We start from the raw sequence: 17,674 nt of genomic DNA on the forward strand, positions 1-17,674 counted from the left end.
GGCCCGTGCGAGGGCATGCCGTGAGGTGGGAGCTCTCTGGGGGAGGGTGGCGTGGTCTTGTGGGGAGCCTGGTTAGGGCGAGGGGGGTGGGGGTTTGGGGGGTTGGACGGCGGGGATGCAGATGCGGTCGCGGCCGAGTTCCTTGGCTCGGTAGAGGGCCAGGTCGGCGGCGGCGAGGAGTTCGATGAGGTCGTCGCCGTGGACGCTCATGATCGCTACCCCGGCCGAGATCGTCACGGTGATCATGGCGTCGTCCGCGGGCACGGCCATGCGGCCGATGCGGGTCCTGAGGCGTTCGGCGACCCGGCGGGCCTCGTGGACGTCGGCGCGCGGCAGGAGGACCACGAACTCCTCCCCGCCGAACCGCCCCACGACGTCGTAGTCGCGCAGCTGGCTGCGCAGCGTGGCCGCCACCCCGACCAGCACCTGGTCGCCGACGAGGTGGCCGTGGCGGTCGTTGACCCGTTTGAAGTGATCGATGTCGATGATCAGCAGCGCCAGCGTCTCCCCGGTACGGCGGGCACGGACGATCTCCGTGTCGGCCTCACGCTGCCAGGCGGCCGCGTTGAGCAGGCCCGTCTTGGGATCCGTGCGGGCGGCGGCCTGGAGCTGGGCGTGCAGGAGGCTGCGCTGGAGCAGGACCACCGGCGGCAGCGCGAGCACGAGGAGCGCCAGGTTGAGGCCGGAGGCGATCGCCACCGTGACGCCCAGGCAGAGCTCCACCACGTCGAGCAGCAGGCTCTCCCGGTCCCACAGCACCTCACGCCAGCGTGTGTCGGGGTCGGCCGTGTGCGCGGCGACCGCGATGAGGGCGGCGTTGAGCAGGGCGAACAGCACCGCGCACGCCACCGCGAAAACGATCGGCAATCCCTCGCCCCGCGCCAGCACGGCCGGGTCGGGCACCAGCCAGTGGAACGCCACCGAGGCCGTACAGCCGGCCAGACCGATCGCAGCCGAGCTGAACACCCTGCGATAGAGAACGGTCGCCCGCACACGCAATTGCAGCAGACCCTGGAGGAGGATCGGCGCGAACAGCGCGTAGACCGGCGGCAGCAGCAACACCACCGGCAGCCACCACGCCGACAGCAGGTCGCGCGACACGCCGGCCGGCATGCCAAGACGGCGGCTGGCCTCGATGCACACGGCACCGCAGCCCATCAGGGCCAGGAAGGTCAGCAGGTCAGGCCAGCGAAAATCGGTAGATGTCGCAAACACCACAATCGCAGCGAGATCCAGAGTTACGATCCCGCATAGGTAGACCACGAGCGGACGCCGCTGTCCAAGCAGCGGCCATCGACCGGCCAGTGTTGACACACCGTCGCGAGACTTGACCGAGGTGTGACTGGTCGCCGCCATCTCGTCTCCTCCCTGACTAACGATGTGTAACACAATAGTTGCGGAGTGTGCGATGCGCGACGGGAACCGCTACCTTGGGCAACGTGGCCACGTGCGTCCACGTGGCTGCGAAGGGATGCCGCTCACTCCGCGAGCGGGCCGTGCTGGGAAAGGAGCAGCCATGGTGCGGGGCGTGACCTGGACCTGACAGATGCTCTAGCCATCTGACACGGGCAACGCCGTCGGCCACTCCTTTCGGTGCACGGTTCAGCAGAACTCGGGGACACCGATCGCGTCGGCCGATGCCCCCTCCACCTCAGGCGGCCACCCGGTCCTCCATCACCGCCCTCCCGGTGTCTCCCTCCAGCCCGCCATCTCGCGCTGCCCCCACCTCTGCCTCACGTTCCCGCGCGCCGCCACCCTTCCGCCCGCGCCGCCGCACCCCCATGACCTCGGCACCTCGCCCGTCACCCCCCGACTCGGGACCAGCCCCTCTGTCCCCCTCCACAACAGGACCCCCACCGTCTCGCCCCGCCCCAGGCTCCTCACCACTCTGCGCCCCGCCGCCACCGACGCGACCGCCCGCCCCAACACCGCCTCGCTCCCGCACCGCCCCAGGCTCCCCAGCGCTCTGTGGTCCGTCCTCGCCCACGCGACCGCGCACCGCGCCGACGTCGCCACCGTCGCGACCGCCCGCCATGCCGACCCCACCTCGGTCTCGCGCCGCCCCAGGCTCGCCGCCGTTCTGCGGCGCGTCCCTGCGTGCGCGACCAGCCGCTACGTCGGCGCCGTCCCGCTCCTGGGGCGCGTCGGAGTGCTCGCCGTTCTGCGGCACGTTCCCGACTGCGGGACCAGTCGCCATGTCGGCGCCGCCTCGGTCCTGGGGCGCGTCGGATTGCTCGCCGTTCTGCAGCGTGGTGGGGGCTTCGAGGGGAGAGCTGTTTCGGTGCTGTGGCGGGGCGGGCTCGCTGAGCGGGTGGGCGGTGGAGGGCCAGACTTCGTGAGCCGTACCGGCGGGGGTGGTTGCGAGGATGTCGCCCGCGGTGATGGAGGCCTGGGCTGCCGCGGAGGCGGTGTCGGCCGGTGAGGCAGTGGCGGCCGGTGAGGTAGTGGCGGCCGGTGAGGCAGTGGCGGCCGGTGAGGCAGTGGCGGCCGGTGAGGCAGTGGCGGCCGGTGAGGCAGTGGCGGCCGGTGAGGCAGTGGCGGCCGGTGAGGTAGTGCGGGTCAGGGCGCCTATGGGCTGGGGTGCTGTGCGATCGGGCTCGGCAGTGGTTGGGGGCACTACCTCTACGTGGGTCGTAGGGGCGGTGTCGCGGTGCCAGGTGGGGCCTGGCCGGCCGTCGGGTCGGGACGCGGTGGCGAGCTCACGGGCGGGGGCGGTGGTCATGGCCCAGTCCTGGGTGTCCTCGTCGAGGAGGTCGCGGCGCTCGCGGGTGGCGACGCCGCGTTCGGGCTTGGCGAAGCTGCCCGTGCCCCAGCGCAGGTTGTGGCCCACCGAGATGGCCTCGACCTCGGCCATGAAGCGCCGGCCCTCCTCGCCCTCGAACTCCCTGATGCGGAGCTTGCCCTGCACGACGACGGGATGGCCGACGCGGATCGACTGGGCCACGTTGTCGCCCAGCTCGCGCCAGCAGCGCACGGCGAACGCGACCCGCTCCCCGTCGGTCCACTGCCCGGTCTTCTTGTCGAAGTAGCGATGGTTGGTCAGCACCCGCAACGAGGTGACCTTCACACCGTCGTCGAAGGTGTACTGGCGCGGCTCGGCGGCGACGTTGCCGGTGAGCGTGACGTAGATGTCGTTCATCCCTGTGCCTCCCAGTGCGGCGGGCCCCGATGCCCGCGGACCGGGAACAGGTTCTCCCGTAGGGCGGGCGGGTCAGGGCGCCGAGCGGCGTTCTGGGGATAGCACTGCTAGCGCGCTGTGGACGACGCCACGGCCCGCCGTACCACCCGCCCTGCCAAGGGCATGACGGGTCCGCACTGTAGGGACGGCGCGAAAGTCCAACCGCACATCTACGTGGCCGCGCACATGAAGGCGCTGCGGGACGCGAACACGATCGAGGTGGCCCAGGGCGACCTGATCGGCGCCTCGCCGCTGATCTCGGCCGCCTTCCACGACGAACCGTCCGTCGACTTCCTGGGCAAGATCGGCGTGCAGGTCTCCGCGGTCGGCAACCACGAGTTCGACGAGGGCTACGCCGAGCGTAGGGACGACGGGTGCGGCCTGCCGCAGCAACGGACAAGCGGGTACGGCCTGCCGTACCAAAGCCTGCCGTGAAGGGGTCAGCCGGACAGGCCCTTGAGGGCGGTGTAGAAGGCTTGGTGGCGGCCCAGCTCGCGCTCCACCGGCTCGACCACCATGGACTCGGAAACCGCCGCCACCCTCCGCCGCATCTCGCGCTCGAGCCGCTCCCGCTCCCGCGAGGCACCGAGCTCGACGAAGTTCTTGGAGGCGACCGCCGAAAGCGCGCCGAGGCCGAGGACCGAGGCCATCATGAGCCCGACCCAGGGCAGCGCCGCAGTGTCGGCGAAGAGCTCCAGCCCGGACGGCAGCGAACCACCGAGGAAGAGCCCGGCCGCGAGCCACACCAGGCCGAGCGCGAACGCCACCACCAGGACGTACTGCCAGATCTTGAGCACGCGCCACCACCCGGGCACGCGGTCGAGCTCGGGCGCCACCTCCGCCAGCTCCTCCGTGAGCGCCTGCGGCAGCTGCGCCGAGCGGGACCTGGCCGCGTGGTGGACGGCCGAGCGCCACACGGGCGCCATGCCGGCGGAGAGCCCGTCGGACAGCGCCTGGACGGCGTTGTTCACCTCGGCCGACTGGGCGCTGACCGAGCCGGTGGTGATGCCGCGGATCTCCTCGCCCAGGTCGTCCAGGCGCAGGCTCTTCAGCGGGTCGGGCCGCAGCTTGGCGATCCAGCGCGGGTACGGCCAGCCGGTCCACAGCTTGGAGCGGGCGGCGTAGACGTTCTCCAGCGCCTCACCGACGGCGGGCACGCCCACGGCGTCGCACAGCGCGTCCGTCAGGCCCAGCCTGCGCGCCTCGTCGACGGTGGACGGCGCCTCGCCGACCGGCATCGAGTCCGTCAGGCGCTGCTCGAGCCGGTCGAGGTCGGCCTCCAGCTTCTGGATGGCGGCCCGGCGGCGCGAGACGGATCCGGCGATGACGCTCTTGAGGCTGTCGATGCCGCGCCCGGTGACCGCGGAGGTGGGCACCACCGTGGGGTGCTCGACGCCCTCTCGGCGCAGCAGGTCGTTCAGGTCGATGACCAGCTCGGCGAGCTCCTCGGTGGTGAGCTTGTCGGCCTGGTTGAGCGCGAAGACGGTGACGGCGTCGTGCCCGGCCAGCTCGGTGACGTAGCGGCGGTGGGTGGAGGCGTCGGCGTACTTCTGCGGGTCGAGCACCCACACGACCAGGTCGGCCAGCCCGATCAGGCGGTCGGCCTCGTTGTCGGTGAGCGCCCTGATGGAGTCGTGGTCGGGCAGGTCGAGCAGGATCAGGCCGTGCAGCTGCGACTCGCCCTTGTCCAGCGCGGAGGCGCGGGCGAAGCGGTGGCGCCACTGGATCTGCAGCCAGTCGAGCAGCGGCCCCGCGCCCTCCAGGCCCCACACGCAGGCGTGCGTGCGCGCCGTGGTGGGCCTGCGCACGCCGGTGGGCGACAGCTCGAGCCCCGACACGGCGTTGAACAGCGACGACTTGCCGCTGCCCGTGCCTCCGGCGAGCGCGACCACGGTGTGGTCGGAGGACAGCTTGAGCCGGTCACCGGCCCGCAGCAGCAGGTTGCCCGCCTCCGTGAGGAGCTTCTGGTCGAGCCTGCCCGGTCCGAGCTCCACGATCTTGTTGAGGGCGTTGAGCCGGGGCCCGAGCCCCTGCCTGGTGGTCATTACCGTCATCGAGCGACCTCGAGGTTGTACGTTGCCTGGTAGAGGCGGGTCGCCGCGGCCTCATCGGGGATCCCCGCCGAATCGAGGGCCTGCACGTAGCGCATGGACTCCTCGTCGAACAGCATGCCGATCCTGGCGCGCAGGTCGCTGAGCGCCTTGGCCCCGATGCCGCGCAGCGACTCGGCGCCGAGCAGCGCGTTGACCAGCCGGTGCGGCACGCCTTCCGCGGTGCCGCTGAACATGGCGACCATGAAGATCAGTGACAGCGAGTCGGCGTCGAACTGCACCACCTTCGACACCGTGCGCTTGGCCACGCCCTCGGTGCGCACCAGCTCGGTCACGTGCTCCTGCCAGGCGGCGATGGCCCGGCCGGCGTGCCGTACCAGCTCGTCGGAGGGGCGTTCGAGGCCGGCGCTGAGCGTGGCGCCCAGCTCGGAGCGGTGCCGCCAGCGCGCGACGACCTCCTCGGCGGCGCGGTTGGCGGCGGACACGATCACCGACTCGATGCCGGCGCGCAGCGCGGCGCGGAACGCCGTGATCCGCTCGGGGCCCTGCTTGGCCGCCTTGCCGCGCTTGCGCAGCATGATCGAGCGTGTCAGATCGCCGGAGCCGGCGAAGTCCTGCCAGCGGGCCAGCACCTCGCCGTGCAGCAGCTGGCCGGCGCGGAAGGCCTGGTCGATCTCGGCGAGCGCGCCCATGTAGGCGGCCTCGACGTCGGTGCGCAGCTCGGCGCGGAAGGCGACCTGGCCCTCCAGGTGGCGGGCCAGCGCGGGCACCCGGGTGCGGAAGCTGTTGAGCACGCCGCTGAGCGTCTCCTGCACGGCCTGGGCGCGGCGTTCCTCGTCGACGGACAGCTCGGCCAGCCAGAGCCGCAGGTCGGTGACCTCGTTGTCGGGCAGGCGGCCGTCCGCGACGTCGGACTCGTGGATGACGAAGCGGTCGATCTCCCCCAGGCCGTATTCCGACAGCATGCGGACGAAGTGCTTCATCACCACCTCGCGCGAGCGGGGCTGCACCCGCGACAGCACGATCGCCAGCCGGGCTCCGCGCTCCTTGGCCAGGCGCAGCAGGTTCCAGGCGGGGGCGTCGGCGTAGCGGGCGGCCGTGGTCACGAAGATCCACAGGTCGGCGGCGTCGAGCATGCGGTGGGCGATCCCGTGGTGCTCCTCGACGACCGAGTCGATGTCGGGGGTGTCGAGCAGCGCCACGCCCTGCGGCAGCTTCTCGGTCGGCACCACGACCAGCCCGTCGGTGCCGGACTCCCGGGTGGGCTTGTCCAGGCGCTGGAGCCCGCCGAGCAGCTCGCCGCCGGAGAACCAGGGCTGGTCGTCGGGGTGGCAGGCCAGCACCGGAGTCCCCGTGGTGGGCCGGCGGACGCCGGTGCGCGAGACGTTCTTCTCGGCCAGCGAGTTGACCAGCGTGGACTTGCCCGCGCCCGTCGAACCCGCGATCACGATGAGCGCCGGGGCGGCGCTGGTGCGCACCCGGGGGATCACGTAGTCCTGGAGCTGGGCCAGCAGGTCCGCGCGCGTCTTCCTGGCCTCCTCCACGCCCGGCAGGTCCAGCCCGAAGCGCATGTCGGCGATGCTCTCGCGCAGCTGGTCGAGCGCGCCGGTCAGCGCCTCGGCGGCCTCGGCGGGCAGCGCCTCCTCCCGCACGCCGTCCTCCGGTACGGCAGGCGTATCGGAATCAGGCGGATCGGAATCATCTTCCGAATCCGATTCCGGCTCGGCGACCTCGTCGGACACCTCGGAAGTTTCGGGAGGCGCAGCGTCCTCCCGGACGTCGTCCACGACGTCCTCATCCCGGACAACCCCGAAGCTAAGAGTCTGCTCCCCTGCCGACTCCTGGCGCCCGTCGTCCATGGCCGTGTTCACGGCAAGCGCTCCGCTCGAACCATCTCGACCTCCTGGCCGACCCTGACGACCTCGCCGACGATGACGATCGCCGGCGGCCGTATCCCAGCCGCGGACACGCGGTCGGCCACGGTGGATAGCGAGGCGGTAACCGCCCGCTGGGTCGGAAGGGTACCGTCCTGTACCACCATTACGGGAGTTTCCGGCGAACGTCCGTCTCGGAGCAGGGCCTCGGCCACTCTCCCCAGCCTCTCCACGGCCATCATCAGCACCAACGTGCCCTGTGACCTGGCAAGAGCGGGCCAGTCGACGGTCGACTGCGGATCATCCGGCGCCACGTGTACGGAAATGACGTGGAACTCTTGACTTACTCCCCGATGCGTAACAGGAACCCCGGCCGCCGCCGGTACCGCAACCGCGCTGGTGATGCCGGGCACCACCAGCACCGGAATCCCGGCCCGGGCGCAGGCGAGCATCTCCTCGCCGCCGCGCCCGAAGACGAAGGGGTCACCGCCCTTCAGCCGGACCACGAACTTCCCCTGCCGTGCCCGGTCGATCAGCACGGTGTTGATCGCGTCCTGCGCCAGGGCCCTGCCGTACGGGACCTTGGCGGCGTCGATCAGCTCGACGTCGGGCGCGAGCTCGTCGAGCAGGGCCCGCGGCGCTAGCCGGTCGGCCACCACCACGTCGGCCTGCGCGAGCAGCTGACGGCCGCGCACGGTGATCAGCCCGGGATCGCCGGGACCGCCGCCGACCAGGGCGACGCCGACGGGCTTGGTGCGGTTGCGCCGCGCGTCGACAGTGCCGTCGCGCAGCGCGCCGACCACCGCGTCCCTGATCCCCGCCGCCCTGCGCGGGTCACCGCCGGCGGTGACGGCCACGGTGATCTCGTCGACCCTGCCGGAGGCGGGGGTCCACGCGGCCGAGGCGTCCCTGTCGTCGGCGCGTACGCACCAGATGCGCTTGGCCTCGGCCTCGGCGGCGATCTGCGCGTTGACCTCCCGCGCCGACGTGCACGCCTGGACCAGCCAGGCGCCGTCGCAGTCGCCCACCTCGTACGGGCGGGCGTGCCAGGTGATCCTGTCCGTGGCGATCAGGTCGTCGAGGGCCGGTGTGACGCTCGGCGAGACCACGGTGACCAGGGCGCCGGCCTCGAGCAGCGCGGGCACCCTGCGCTGGGCGACACGGCCGCCGCCCACGACGAGCACCCGGCGGCCGTCAAGCCGCAGGCCGAGGAGGTAGGGACCCATGGCGGGCAATCTCCAGGTTCGCGAAGGTTGTGTGTTAGGAGGCAAACCTACCGGGTCTTACGAGAGTTTTGCTTCGCACGAGTCAACGGCCGTCAAGAAGAGGCTGGAGAGGATTCCAGCCGGGCCCGCCACCCGCGTCCTTGCGGCGCCTGGCCATCGCCGAGAGCGCCTCAAGGATAACCCGGTTGCCGAGATAGGCGGTGATGTCCGCGTGATCGTAGGGCGGGGCGACCTCGACGACCTCCATCCCGGCGACGGGCAGCTCGTAGCAGATGCGCCGGACCGAGTCGAGCAGCTGCCTGGCGGTCAGCCCGCCGGGCTCGGGGGTGCCCGTGCCGGGGGCGTGCCCGGGGTCGCAGACGTCGATGTCGACCGACAGGAAGATCTGGTCGCACTCGTCGAGCGCGATCTCGAACGCCTCGGTCAGGCACTCCTCCAGCCCGCGGGCGACGACCTCGGTCATCTCGTAGGAGCGCATCCGCTGCTGCGCCATCCAGTCCAGCGTCTCGGGCTCGGGCCAGTAGCCGCGCAGCCCGATCTGCAGGAACCGGTCGCCGCGGATGGCCCCGGACTCGATCAGCCGCCGCATCGGCGTGCCGTGGCCGTGCAGGTGGCCGAACTGGATGTTGCCGGTGTCGGCGTGCGCGTCGAAGTGGATCATCGAGGTGCGCCGCTCGGTGAACGCCCTGGCCGTCCCGCGCGCGTCGGGCAGCGCGACGGTGTGGTCGCCGCCCAGGATCAGCGGGATCGCCCCCGACGAGGCGATCTTGTGCACGGCCTCCTCGATGCTGGACAGCGAGGTCTCGACGTCGCCCGAGTACATCTCGACGTCACCGGCGTCGTAGACGCGCAGGTCCTTCAGCCCGTCCACGCGCAGCGCCAGGCTCGGCCGCGACCCGTCGTGCGGCAGGTAGCAGGCCTGCCGCAGCGCGTTCGGCCCGAACCGGGCGCCCGGCCGGTTCGAGGTGCCGCCGTCGAAAGGCGCCCCGATGATCACGACGTCGGCGTCGGCGTACGTCGAGGCGTCGTTGACGTCGCACCGATCGACACCGAGGAACGTGATGTCCGGCCCGAACATCGCCCCATATCGACTCATGCCGTCCATCCTCACATCTCTCCGGTGCGGCCCTCTCAGGCAGTACGGCAAGCCGCACCCCCCACTCCCCGCCGACACCTCACCCCGCCCGTCGCTTCCACGCCGGCCGGGCGCGCAGGATCCCGCCGTGACGTCGCGAACGGAACCCGCCTAGCCGGTCTTGTCCGTGACCCCGGCGGAATCGAACGTGGCGACCTCGTGCATGACCCGCACGGCCGCGCACACCAGCGGATGGGCCAGCAGCCCGCCGGTGCCCTCGCCGAGCCGCAGCTCGAGGTCGACGAGCGGCCGAAGCCCGAGATGGCCGAGCGCCGCGGCGTGCCCCGGCTCGGCAGAACGATGACCGGCCACGCAGTGGTCGACGACGGCGGGCGCCAGCGCGGCGGCCACCAGCGCGGCTGACCCGGCGATCACGCCGTCCAGGATGACGGGCACCCCGAGCGCCGCCCCGCCCAGCACGAACCCGGCGATGGCCCCGTGCTCGAACCCGCCCACGGCGGCGAGCACGCTCAGCGGGTCGGCCACGTCGAAGGAGTTGACCTCCAGGGCGCGGCGGACGATCGCGACCTTGTGCGCGTACGTCTCCTCGTCGATGCCCGTGCCGTGCCCGGTCACCCGGGCGGGATCGTGCCCGGTGAAGGCGGAGATGAGCGCGGCCGAGGCGGTGGTGTTGGCGATGCCCATATCGCCGGTGATCAGGCAGCGCGCCCCGGACGACACCAGCGCGCGGGCCACGGAGATGCCCGCCTCGACGGCGGCGACCGCCTGGTCGCGCGACATGGCGGGGCCGAGCGACAGGTCGGCAGTGCCCCGGGCGATCTTGTGGTCGACCAGGGCGGGCAAGCCCGCGAAGCCCGGCGGAAGGTCCGTGGCGATGCCGACGTCAACGACGGTGACGGAGGCGGCCGCCTGGGCGGCGAAGGAGTTGGCCACGGCGCCGCCGGCCAGGAAGTTGGCCACCATCTGCGCGGTGACCTCCTGCGGCCAGGGGCTCACGCCCTGGGCGTGCACCCCGTGGTCGGCCGCGAAGATGGCCAGCGCGGCGGGCGACGGCATGGGCGGAGGGCAGGTGCCCGCCGCCCCGGCCAGCCGTACGGCGACCTCCTCGAGCGCGCCGAGCGAGCCGCGCGGCTTGGTGAGGCGGTCCTGATGGGCGCGGGCGTCAGCCAGCGCGCGGGGGTCGGCGGGCCTGATCGCGGCGAGCGTCTCTGACAACATCACTGCACCAGTTCGAGTGCTTCCTCGTAGCGGTCGATGACCACGTCGGCCAGGGTCTCGCAGTCGCCGATCACCTCGGCGCAGCGGATGTCGAGGTCGGGGTGTCCGGCGCCGTAGGCCAGCGCCTGCGCCCAGACCCGCTCCAGCATGCCGCCGGCGAACAGCAGGTAGGGCACCACGATGACGCGCTTGGCCCCCAGGCGGCGGCAGCGCTCGAGCCCGCCGGGCACGCCGGGCGGGGTGACGGAGACGAACGCCGTCTCGACGGTCATGAAGTCGTAGGCGTGGGTCTCCCAGAACAGCCGCGACACCCGGTGGATCTCGGCGTTGGCTGCCGGGTCGGTCGAGCCCTCGCCGACCAGCACGACGGCGGTCTCGCCCGGGTCGACGTGGTGGGGCAGCTCCTCGACGGGGATCGAGTCGACCGCGCGCAGCCGGGGGCGGCCGCCGACCAGCTCGAGGGGACGCAGCTTGGGCATCTCGGCGGCGGCGTCGTTGAGGCGCTCGGCCAGCAGCGCCAGCACGCGGGGGTCAGGGCCGAGGGGACGGCCGTAGTCGTACATGAGGGTGGGGTGCCTCTCCTGCTCCAGCGCCATGGCGGCGGGGAACTCCTCTCCCATCCTGTTCAGGCTGAGAGGGAGCGCCACCAGGCGGTGGTGCCCGCGGGCGACGAGGGAGGCGACGGACTCGCTCAGCCGGGGAGTGGCACGCTCGAGGTAACCCCCGGAGACATCGGCGGCGGTCTGATCGAGGCGGCAGCGGAGCCGGTGGACGAATCTGCCGAACTCCGCGGAGTCGGCGTCGTCGTTCGAGCCCTGCCCGATGAGCAGCAGCGGCGGCTTCATGTTGTAGGGGATCTCCTGCGTAGACAGACACGCGAGGATAACCGATTGGCAGCACTGCTGGACAGGTCACCCCGCTTGACCAGGCACGGCGTGGACAACGAAGACGGGGTCTGCGGCGCTCAGCGTGTGCGAGCCGCCGCGCAGCACGCTCAGCTCGGCGGCGCCGATCTGGGTGCCCTTGGCCCGGTAACCGTGCTCGCGCAGCCGGTCGAGGACGGCGGGCACCTGCTCGACGGTCTTCAGCGCGCAGACCAGCGAGCGCGGCCCGCGCGCAGCGCAGGCGACGATCACGTCGGCGCCGCCGCCGCCCACGAACACCGCGTCGGGGTCGGGCAGCGGTTCGAGCGCGGGTGGGGCCTGGCCGCGCGTCAGCGCCACCTTGACGCCGTGCTCGAGCACGGTGGTGCGCAGCCGGGCGCAGGACCGCTCGTCGCGCTCGACGGCCATCACGGCGGCGCCGAGCCTGGCGCACTCGACGGCGATCTCGCCGGAGCCCGCGCCCACGTCCCAGACCAGGTCGCCGAGCCGGGGGCCGAGCTTGGCCAGCACGAACGCCCTGACCACGGGCGGGAGCCCGCGCTCGAACGGCAGCGCCCACTCGGCGGGCCCCGGCTGTGCGCCCGCGATCCAGCCGGCCTGCCTGGGCTTGTGCAGCGGGTCGAGGACGAGGACCACGTCGGGGTCCTTCCACGGGCGGGTGGTGGCCTCGCCCATGCGGCTGTGGGTGATCCGCTCGTCGGGGCCGCCCAGGTCCTCGCACACGATCAGGGCGCGGGGCGTGGTCGGGGCGAGCTCCCTGGCGATCTCGCCCGGCCCGGCGCCGGGCGCGACCAGGACCGCGACCTTGTGGTGCGCGCGGCAGGCGTTGACCACCCTGGGCAGCTGTTCGGGCCCGCGCGGCGCGACCACCAGGGCGTCCTCCCAGTTCAGCCCGGTCCCGGCGAAGGCGCGGGCGACGAGCGAGACGGCGGGCACCACCTCGGGCTTGATGCCGTGCGCGCGCAGCTCGCCGACGACGCCGAACAGGCCGGGATCACCCTGCGCGACCACGACGGCGTCGCCCTCGCCGCGCTCCAGGTGGGCGTCGAGGGTGCCGAGCAGGTCGTCGGCGCCGGCTCTCCTGGCCTTGAGATCCAGATGGGCCAGGACGTCGTCGGGCCCGACGACGAGTTCCGCCGCGTGCAGCCGCGCCAGGGCCTTGGCCGACAGGTCCGATCCGTCCCACCCGACAACCGTGATCATGGCACTCACCGCCTCACCACCAAGAGTGACGGCTGCCGAGGTGTTTCACCAAGGGGTGCGAAGGCCAGTTCTGTGGTTCCGGCGTCACAGGCCCAGATCGCCCGGGGTCAGGCCGTAGACCACCAGGTCCTGGCCGTCCAGCGCGTTGCGCGCCACGCCCTCCCTGGTGAAGCCCGCCTTCTCCGCCACCCGCTGCGAGGCCGTGTTCGACACGGCCGCGCGCAGCTGGATCCGGCGGAAGCCGTGCTCGCCGAACAGCCAGCGGGCGATGGTCACGACGGCCTCACCCGCGTAGCCGTTGCCCCTGGCCCAGGGCGCGACCATGTAGCCCACCTCGGTGGTCAGGTTGCCCCAGTCGAGGTCGCGCAGGTCGACGTTGGCCACGAAGCGGCCGCTCGCCAGCTCCTCGACGCCGAAGGCGATGCCGTGCCCGCGCAGCCGCATCCGCTCGGACATCGCCACGAACGCGGCCGCGTCGTGCCTGTTGTAGCCGCGCGGCACGCCCGTGTTGGCCCGGGTCAGCTCGTCGGCGCCTGTCGCGGCCAGGTCCGGCACGTCCGCCTCGCCGAGCGGCCGCAGCCTCAGCCGCGACGAGCGCAGCTCCGTCCTGGGCAGGGCCTTGGACGGCGTACGGCTGTCGCCGCGCAGCAGCCCGAAGATCACCAGGTCGTGCGGCCCGTCGTCCTCCATGGCGCCGCCCCTGACGACGCCCTCCCAGGTGAAGCCCGCCTTGCGCGCCACGAGGAGCGAGGCCACGTTGTCCAGGTTGGCCGTCAGGTCCACCCTGCGCAGCTCGGTGGTGGCGAAGATCCAGTCCACGAGCCCGCGCACGGCCTCGGTGGCGAAGCCGCGGCCCCGGTACAGGGGGTGCACGCCGTACCCCACCTCGGTGGTGCCCGCGCCCCACGAGGTCTTGAACAGGCTGATGGCGCCGACCACGCCGGTGTCCTCCTCCACCATGGCCAGGTGCACGCCCTGGCCGGTGCGCCACAGTTCGTGCACGCCGGTGGCCAGCCACTGGGCGACGCCGGCCGGCTGGGCGGGCGTGCCCGGGGGGAGGAACTGCATGCCCGAGGTCACGATCGACCGGATCCGGTCGGCGTCGTCGGGCCGGAACGGCCGCAGGACCAGGCGGTCCGTGGTGATCCTGACATCTGCGTCGAACACGTCTCGGAGGCTACAGCGGGCAAGGTTTGCGAGGGAATCTAGGGGTACGGGCGCATGTAGAAGCGGAGGTGATGGCTGTGCGGCTCGATTTCATCCGGCCGCTGTATGAAAGGCCTGGTCCGTACGCCTCGGTGTATCTGGCGGGACCCGAGGGAGAGGCACACTGGCGTGAGTTGCGCGACCGGCTGTCCGAGGCCGACCCCCACACGCTGGACGCGCTGGAGAAGGAGGCCATCCAGCCCGCCGCGGGGCGGGCGATGTTCGCCGCGCACGGGGAGGTCGTGCTGGCGGAGGCGTTCATGGGGCCGCCCGTGGAAAGCGTGGAGTGGTCGCCGTTGCCGCGCATCGCTCCGATGCTGATGCTGCGCGGGGAGAACGTGCCGCACCTGCGGGTGATCGTGGACCAGGCCGGAGCCGAGCTGACGGCGGTCGGTGGCGGCTCGCCCCGCAAGGCGACGGACTCCGCCTCCACCTGGCCGCTGCAGAAGACGGCTCGGGGCGGCTGGTCGCGCGTGCGGTACGAGGACGGGGCCTACGACGCGGTGGTCGCCGCCCACGAGGTCGACGAGCAGGTGCGCAGGCTGGGGGTCGAGCTGGTCGTGGTGGCGGGCGAGCCACGTCCCCGTTCGCTGCTGTGCGACCGGCTCGGCACGAAGGCAGCCGACCGGGTACTCATGGTCGAGCACGGCACCCACGCCGACTTCGCGCGCGACGCGGAGACCGCGCTGGACGGCTGGCTCGACCGGCGCCGCGCCGAGCTGCTCGAGCGCTACGAGGCCACCGCGGGCCCACGCGGCCTGACCCAGGTGGGCAGGGCGCTGCGGGAGGGCAGGGCGCACGCGGTCCTGATGCCGGGCGAGCTGGCCGAGGAGATCTGGATCGGCCCCGGCTCCACCCAGCTCTCACCCGACAGGTCGGAGCTGCGGCGCTGGGGTGTGGAGCACCCGGTGCCGGAACGGGCCGACTCCGCCGTGGTCAGGGCCGCCGCGATGACGGACGCCGAGCTGTGGTTCTGTCCTGACCTGGCGGACGTGGTCGCGGTCGTCAGGTACTGATGATCACCTCGAGCGTGCGGGGGCCGTGCACGCCCTCGACCCGGTTGAACTCGATGTCGCTGGTCGCCGACGGCCCGCTGATCCAGGTCAGCGGGTCGGCCGGATCGAGCCGGGCCACGGCTTCCGGCACGCCCGCCACGACCTGGTCGGCGCGTATCACGCACAGGTGGTAGTCGGGCAGCAGCGTCTGTGCCCGGGTGCCCTGGCCGGGACCGGCGTCGAGCACGATCGTGCCGGTCTCGGCGATGCCCACCGCGCAGCCGGTGATCACGCCGTCGGCCCTGGCCAGGTCGCTCTCCGGTACGGCGGGCCGCCACTCCTCCGCGAGCCCGTCGGGGATGACCATCCTGCGCCCCGCGGTCAGCTCGGCGATCTTGGCGGGCACGTCGGCGGACGGCACCACGTGGACGGTCGCCCGGTAGTCGTCCACCCGCTCGGCGAAGCGGCCCACCAGGTCCTCGATCGGGATCGTGGTCCGGTAGCCGCGCGGGATCTCCACCTCGGGGGCTCCCGCGACGGCCTGCCGTACCCTGGCCAGGATCTCCTCACGCGCGCCCATCGCGCTCCCACCAATCTCTGAACGACTCTTCCGGGATCTCGGGCAGGTCCCTGGTGTCGGTCCAGGCGGACAGGGGACCCGGCAGACGTCTGGGCGCCAGCTTGCGGAAGCGGGTCGCCAGGCGTTGCGCCTTGGCCAGCCGTACGTCCTTGTTCAAGATCCACCCCGCGACCTTCATGCCCGCGCGCTCAACCGGCGAGTGCGGGGCCTTGGCGCGCAGGTCGACCAGGACCTCGGGGATGTCGATCGCGACGGGGCAGGCCTCGAAGCAGGCGCCGCACAGCGAGGAGGCGTACGGCAGCGAGGCGTCGATGGGCGAGCTCATCCCGCGCAGCTGCGGGGTCAGGATCGCGCCGATCGGTCCCGGATAGACCGAGCCGTAGGCGTGGCCGCCGGCGCGCTCGTAGACCGGGCACACGTTCAGGCAGGCCGAGCAGCGGATGCAGCGCAGCGCCTGGCGGCCGACCTCGTCGGCGAGCACGCCGGTGCGGCCGTTGTCGAGCAGCACCAGGTGGAACTCCTGGCCCTCGACCGCGCCCGTCCACGTGCTGGTGTAGGGGTTCATCCGCTCGGCCGTGGAGCTGCGCGGCAGCAGCTGGAGGAAGACCTCCAGGTCGCGCCAGGTGGGCAGCAGCTTCTCGATGCCGACCACGCTGATGAGCGTCTCGGGCAGCGTCAGGCACATCCGGCCGTTGCCCTCGGACTCCAGCACCACCAGCGTCCCGGTCTCGGCGATCATGAAGTTCGCGCCGGAGACGCCGACCTTGGTTGTCATGAAGCGCTCGCGCAGGTGCAGCCGGGCGGCCTCGGCCAGCGCGGGCGGGTCGTCGGTGAGGTCGGATGGCGCCGGGCGGCCCCATTCGGCCATCTTCGCCAGGAAGATCTCGCGGATCTCCGAGCGGTTGCGGTGGATCGCCGGGACCAGGAAGTGCGAGGGGAAGTCGTCCCCGAGCTGCACGATCAGCTCGGCCAGGTCGGTCTCGTAGGCGGTGATGCCCTCCTTGGCCAGGTGTTCGTTGAGCCCGATCTCCTGGGTGGCCATGGACTTGACCTTGACGACCTCGGTCTCGCCCTTGGCCTTGACCAGGTCGGTCACGATGCGGTTGGCCTCGGCGGCGTCGACGGCCCAGTGGACGTGCCCGCCCGCCCTGGTGACCGCCTCCTCCAGCTGGACCAGGTAGCGGTCGAGGTTCCTCAGCGTGTGGTCCTTGATCGCCTTGCCCGCCGCCCGCAGCTCCTGCCAGTCGGGCAGCTCGGCCACGGCTCGGGCGCGCTTGTCGCGGATCGTGTGCGTCGCCCGCCGCAGGTTGTGCCTGAGCTGGGAGTCCTGTACGGCTGCCGCCGAGTTCCGCGGGAAGTCTCCCGGCATGCCGAGGAAGGTGCCTGCCATCATTCCCCTCCTGAGGCCAGGATCTCGGCCAGGTGCATGACGCGTACCCCGGTGCGCTGGCGTCCGAGGGCGCCGCCGATGTGCATCAGGCACGAGTTGTCGGCGGCGCACAGGACCTCGGCGCCGGTGTCCAGGACGTTGCGGACCTTGTCGGCGCACATGGCCGCCGAGATCGCCGGGTTCTTCACGCTGAAGGTGCCGCCGAAGCCGCAGCACTCGTCGGCCGCGCCCAGCGGCACCAGCGTCAGCCCCTTGACGTGGCTGAGCAGCCGGGTGGGGCGGTCGCCCAGGTGCAGCCCGCGCAGCGAATGGCACGTCGGGTGATATGTCACCCGGTGCGGGAAATATGCGCCTACGTCGTCGACTTTGAGGACGTCGATCAGGAACTCGGACAGGTCGTAGACCTTCGGCGCCACCTCGGCGATCGCCGCGGCTCCCCTGCTGCCCTGCCGTACCAGCTTGGGGTACTGCTCGCGGACCATGGCCGCGCAGGAGCCGGACGGGGCGACCACGGCGTCGTAGCCGGCGAACACCTCGGTGAAGTGGCGCGCGAGCCGTACGCCCTCCTCGCGGTAGCCGGTGTTGACGTGCATCTGGCCGCAGCAGGTCTGCGCGGCGGGGAAGTCCACGTCCACGCCGAGCCTGCGCAGCAGCTTCACGACGGCCTTGCCGGTGCCGGGGAAGAGCGTGTCGTTCACACACGTGATGAACAGGGCGACTCTCACGGCACTCCTTCCAAAGTATGGTCAGACCACAGTATGGTCAGACCATAC

General features: G+C 72.1%; 15 protein-coding genes. 2 read left to right on the plus strand and 13 right to left on the minus strand.

Annotated features, from left to right (window positions below):
- Positions 1–72: 72 nt before the first annotated feature.
- A complete protein-coding gene (locus KIK09_RS44705; RefSeq protein WP_250574773.1) occupies positions 73–1,113 on the minus strand; it encodes a GGDEF domain-containing protein in 1,041 nt (346 codons plus the stop codon).
- 538 nt (positions 1,114–1,651) lie between these two features.
- On the minus strand, positions 1,652–3,139 hold the full coding sequence (locus KIK09_RS44710) for a single-stranded DNA-binding protein (protein WP_214325625.1): 1,488 nt from the start codon (positions 3,137–3,139) through the stop codon (positions 1,652–1,654).
- Between the two features lie 117 nt (positions 3,140–3,256).
- Between KIK09_RS44710 and KIK09_RS58540 the strand changes: the two genes are divergently transcribed.
- Complete coding sequence (locus KIK09_RS58540) at positions 3,257–3,613, plus strand: metallophosphoesterase family protein (protein ID WP_250574774.1); 357 nt, start codon at positions 3,257–3,259, stop codon at positions 3,611–3,613.
- A 5-nt stretch (positions 3,614–3,618) separates the two neighbouring features.
- Here KIK09_RS58540 and KIK09_RS44720 read toward each other — a convergent pair whose 3' ends face one another.
- The 8 genes from KIK09_RS44720 to KIK09_RS44755 form a co-directional block, all read right to left on the minus strand.
- A complete protein-coding gene (locus tag KIK09_RS44720) occupies positions 3,619–5,232 on the minus strand; it encodes a P-loop NTPase family protein (protein ID WP_214325626.1) in 1,614 nt (537 codons plus the stop codon).
- Entirely contained in the window at positions 5,229–7,100 is a 1,872-nt protein-coding gene (locus tag KIK09_RS44725; RefSeq protein ID WP_308164687.1) for a GTPase, read from the minus strand. The genes KIK09_RS44720 and KIK09_RS44725 overlap by 4 nt, the downstream gene beginning before the upstream one ends.
- Positions 7,097–8,329, minus strand: a complete 1,233-nt coding sequence (gene cobA, locus KIK09_RS44730; RefSeq protein ID WP_214325627.1) for a uroporphyrinogen-III C-methyltransferase — start codon at positions 8,327–8,329, stop codon at positions 7,097–7,099. Before cobA ends, KIK09_RS44725 begins: the two co-directional genes overlap by 4 nt.
- 82 nt (positions 8,330–8,411) lie before the next feature.
- The gene (gene speB / locus KIK09_RS44735; protein ID WP_250574775.1) at positions 8,412–9,425 is read right to left on the minus strand and encodes an agmatinase; all 1,014 of its coding nucleotides are present in this window, start codon (positions 9,423–9,425) and stop codon (positions 8,412–8,414) included.
- Positions 9,426–9,575: 150 nt separating this feature from the next.
- Positions 9,576–10,643, minus strand: a complete 1,068-nt coding sequence (cobT, locus tag KIK09_RS44740; RefSeq protein ID WP_214325628.1) for a nicotinate-nucleotide--dimethylbenzimidazole phosphoribosyltransferase — start codon at positions 10,641–10,643, stop codon at positions 9,576–9,578.
- Complete coding sequence (locus tag KIK09_RS44745; protein WP_214325629.1) at positions 10,643–11,488, minus strand: sirohydrochlorin chelatase; 846 nt, start codon at positions 11,486–11,488, stop codon at positions 10,643–10,645. Before KIK09_RS44745 ends, cobT begins: the two co-directional genes overlap by 1 nt.
- Before the next feature lie 66 nt (positions 11,489–11,554).
- A complete protein-coding gene (locus tag KIK09_RS44750; protein ID WP_214325630.1) occupies positions 11,555–12,730 on the minus strand; it encodes a bifunctional cobalt-precorrin-7 (C(5))-methyltransferase/cobalt-precorrin-6B (C(15))-methyltransferase in 1,176 nt (391 codons plus the stop codon).
- 84 nt (positions 12,731–12,814) lie between these two features.
- Positions 12,815–13,897 (minus strand): GNAT family N-acetyltransferase, encoded by a 1,083-nt coding sequence (locus KIK09_RS44755; protein ID WP_214325631.1) that lies wholly within the window; start codon positions 13,895–13,897, stop codon positions 12,815–12,817.
- 77 nt (positions 13,898–13,974) lie between these two features.
- Between KIK09_RS44755 and KIK09_RS44760 the strand changes: the two genes are divergently transcribed.
- The gene (locus tag KIK09_RS44760) at positions 13,975–14,952 is read left to right on the plus strand and encodes a baeRF2 domain-containing protein (protein ID WP_214325632.1); all 978 of its coding nucleotides are present in this window, start codon (positions 13,975–13,977) and stop codon (positions 14,950–14,952) included.
- On the opposite strand, the gene KIK09_RS44765 is transcribed toward KIK09_RS44760, so the two are convergent.
- The 3 genes from KIK09_RS44765 to KIK09_RS44775 are packed head-to-tail and all read right to left on the minus strand — an operon-like array spanning position 14,942 to position 17,626.
- Entirely contained in the window at positions 14,942–15,511 is a 570-nt protein-coding gene (locus KIK09_RS44765; protein WP_214325633.1) for a LutC/YkgG family protein, read from the minus strand. The genes KIK09_RS44760 and KIK09_RS44765 overlap by 11 nt on opposite strands.
- Entirely contained in the window at positions 15,498–16,901 is a 1,404-nt protein-coding gene (locus KIK09_RS44770) for a lactate utilization protein B (protein WP_214325634.1), read from the minus strand. The genes KIK09_RS44765 and KIK09_RS44770 overlap by 14 nt, the downstream gene beginning before the upstream one ends.
- Positions 16,901–17,626 carry a (Fe-S)-binding protein gene (locus KIK09_RS44775; RefSeq protein ID WP_214325635.1) on the minus strand — a complete coding sequence of 242 codons (726 nt, stop codon included), beginning with the start codon at positions 17,624–17,626 and terminating at the stop codon, positions 16,901–16,903. Before KIK09_RS44775 ends, KIK09_RS44770 begins: the two co-directional genes overlap by 1 nt.
- Between the last annotated feature and the right edge of the window lie 48 nt (positions 17,627–17,674).

Source organism: Nonomuraea sediminis (assembly GCF_018531495.1).
Classification (GTDB): Bacteria; Actinomycetota; Actinomycetes; order Streptosporangiales; family Streptosporangiaceae; genus Nonomuraea; species Nonomuraea sediminis.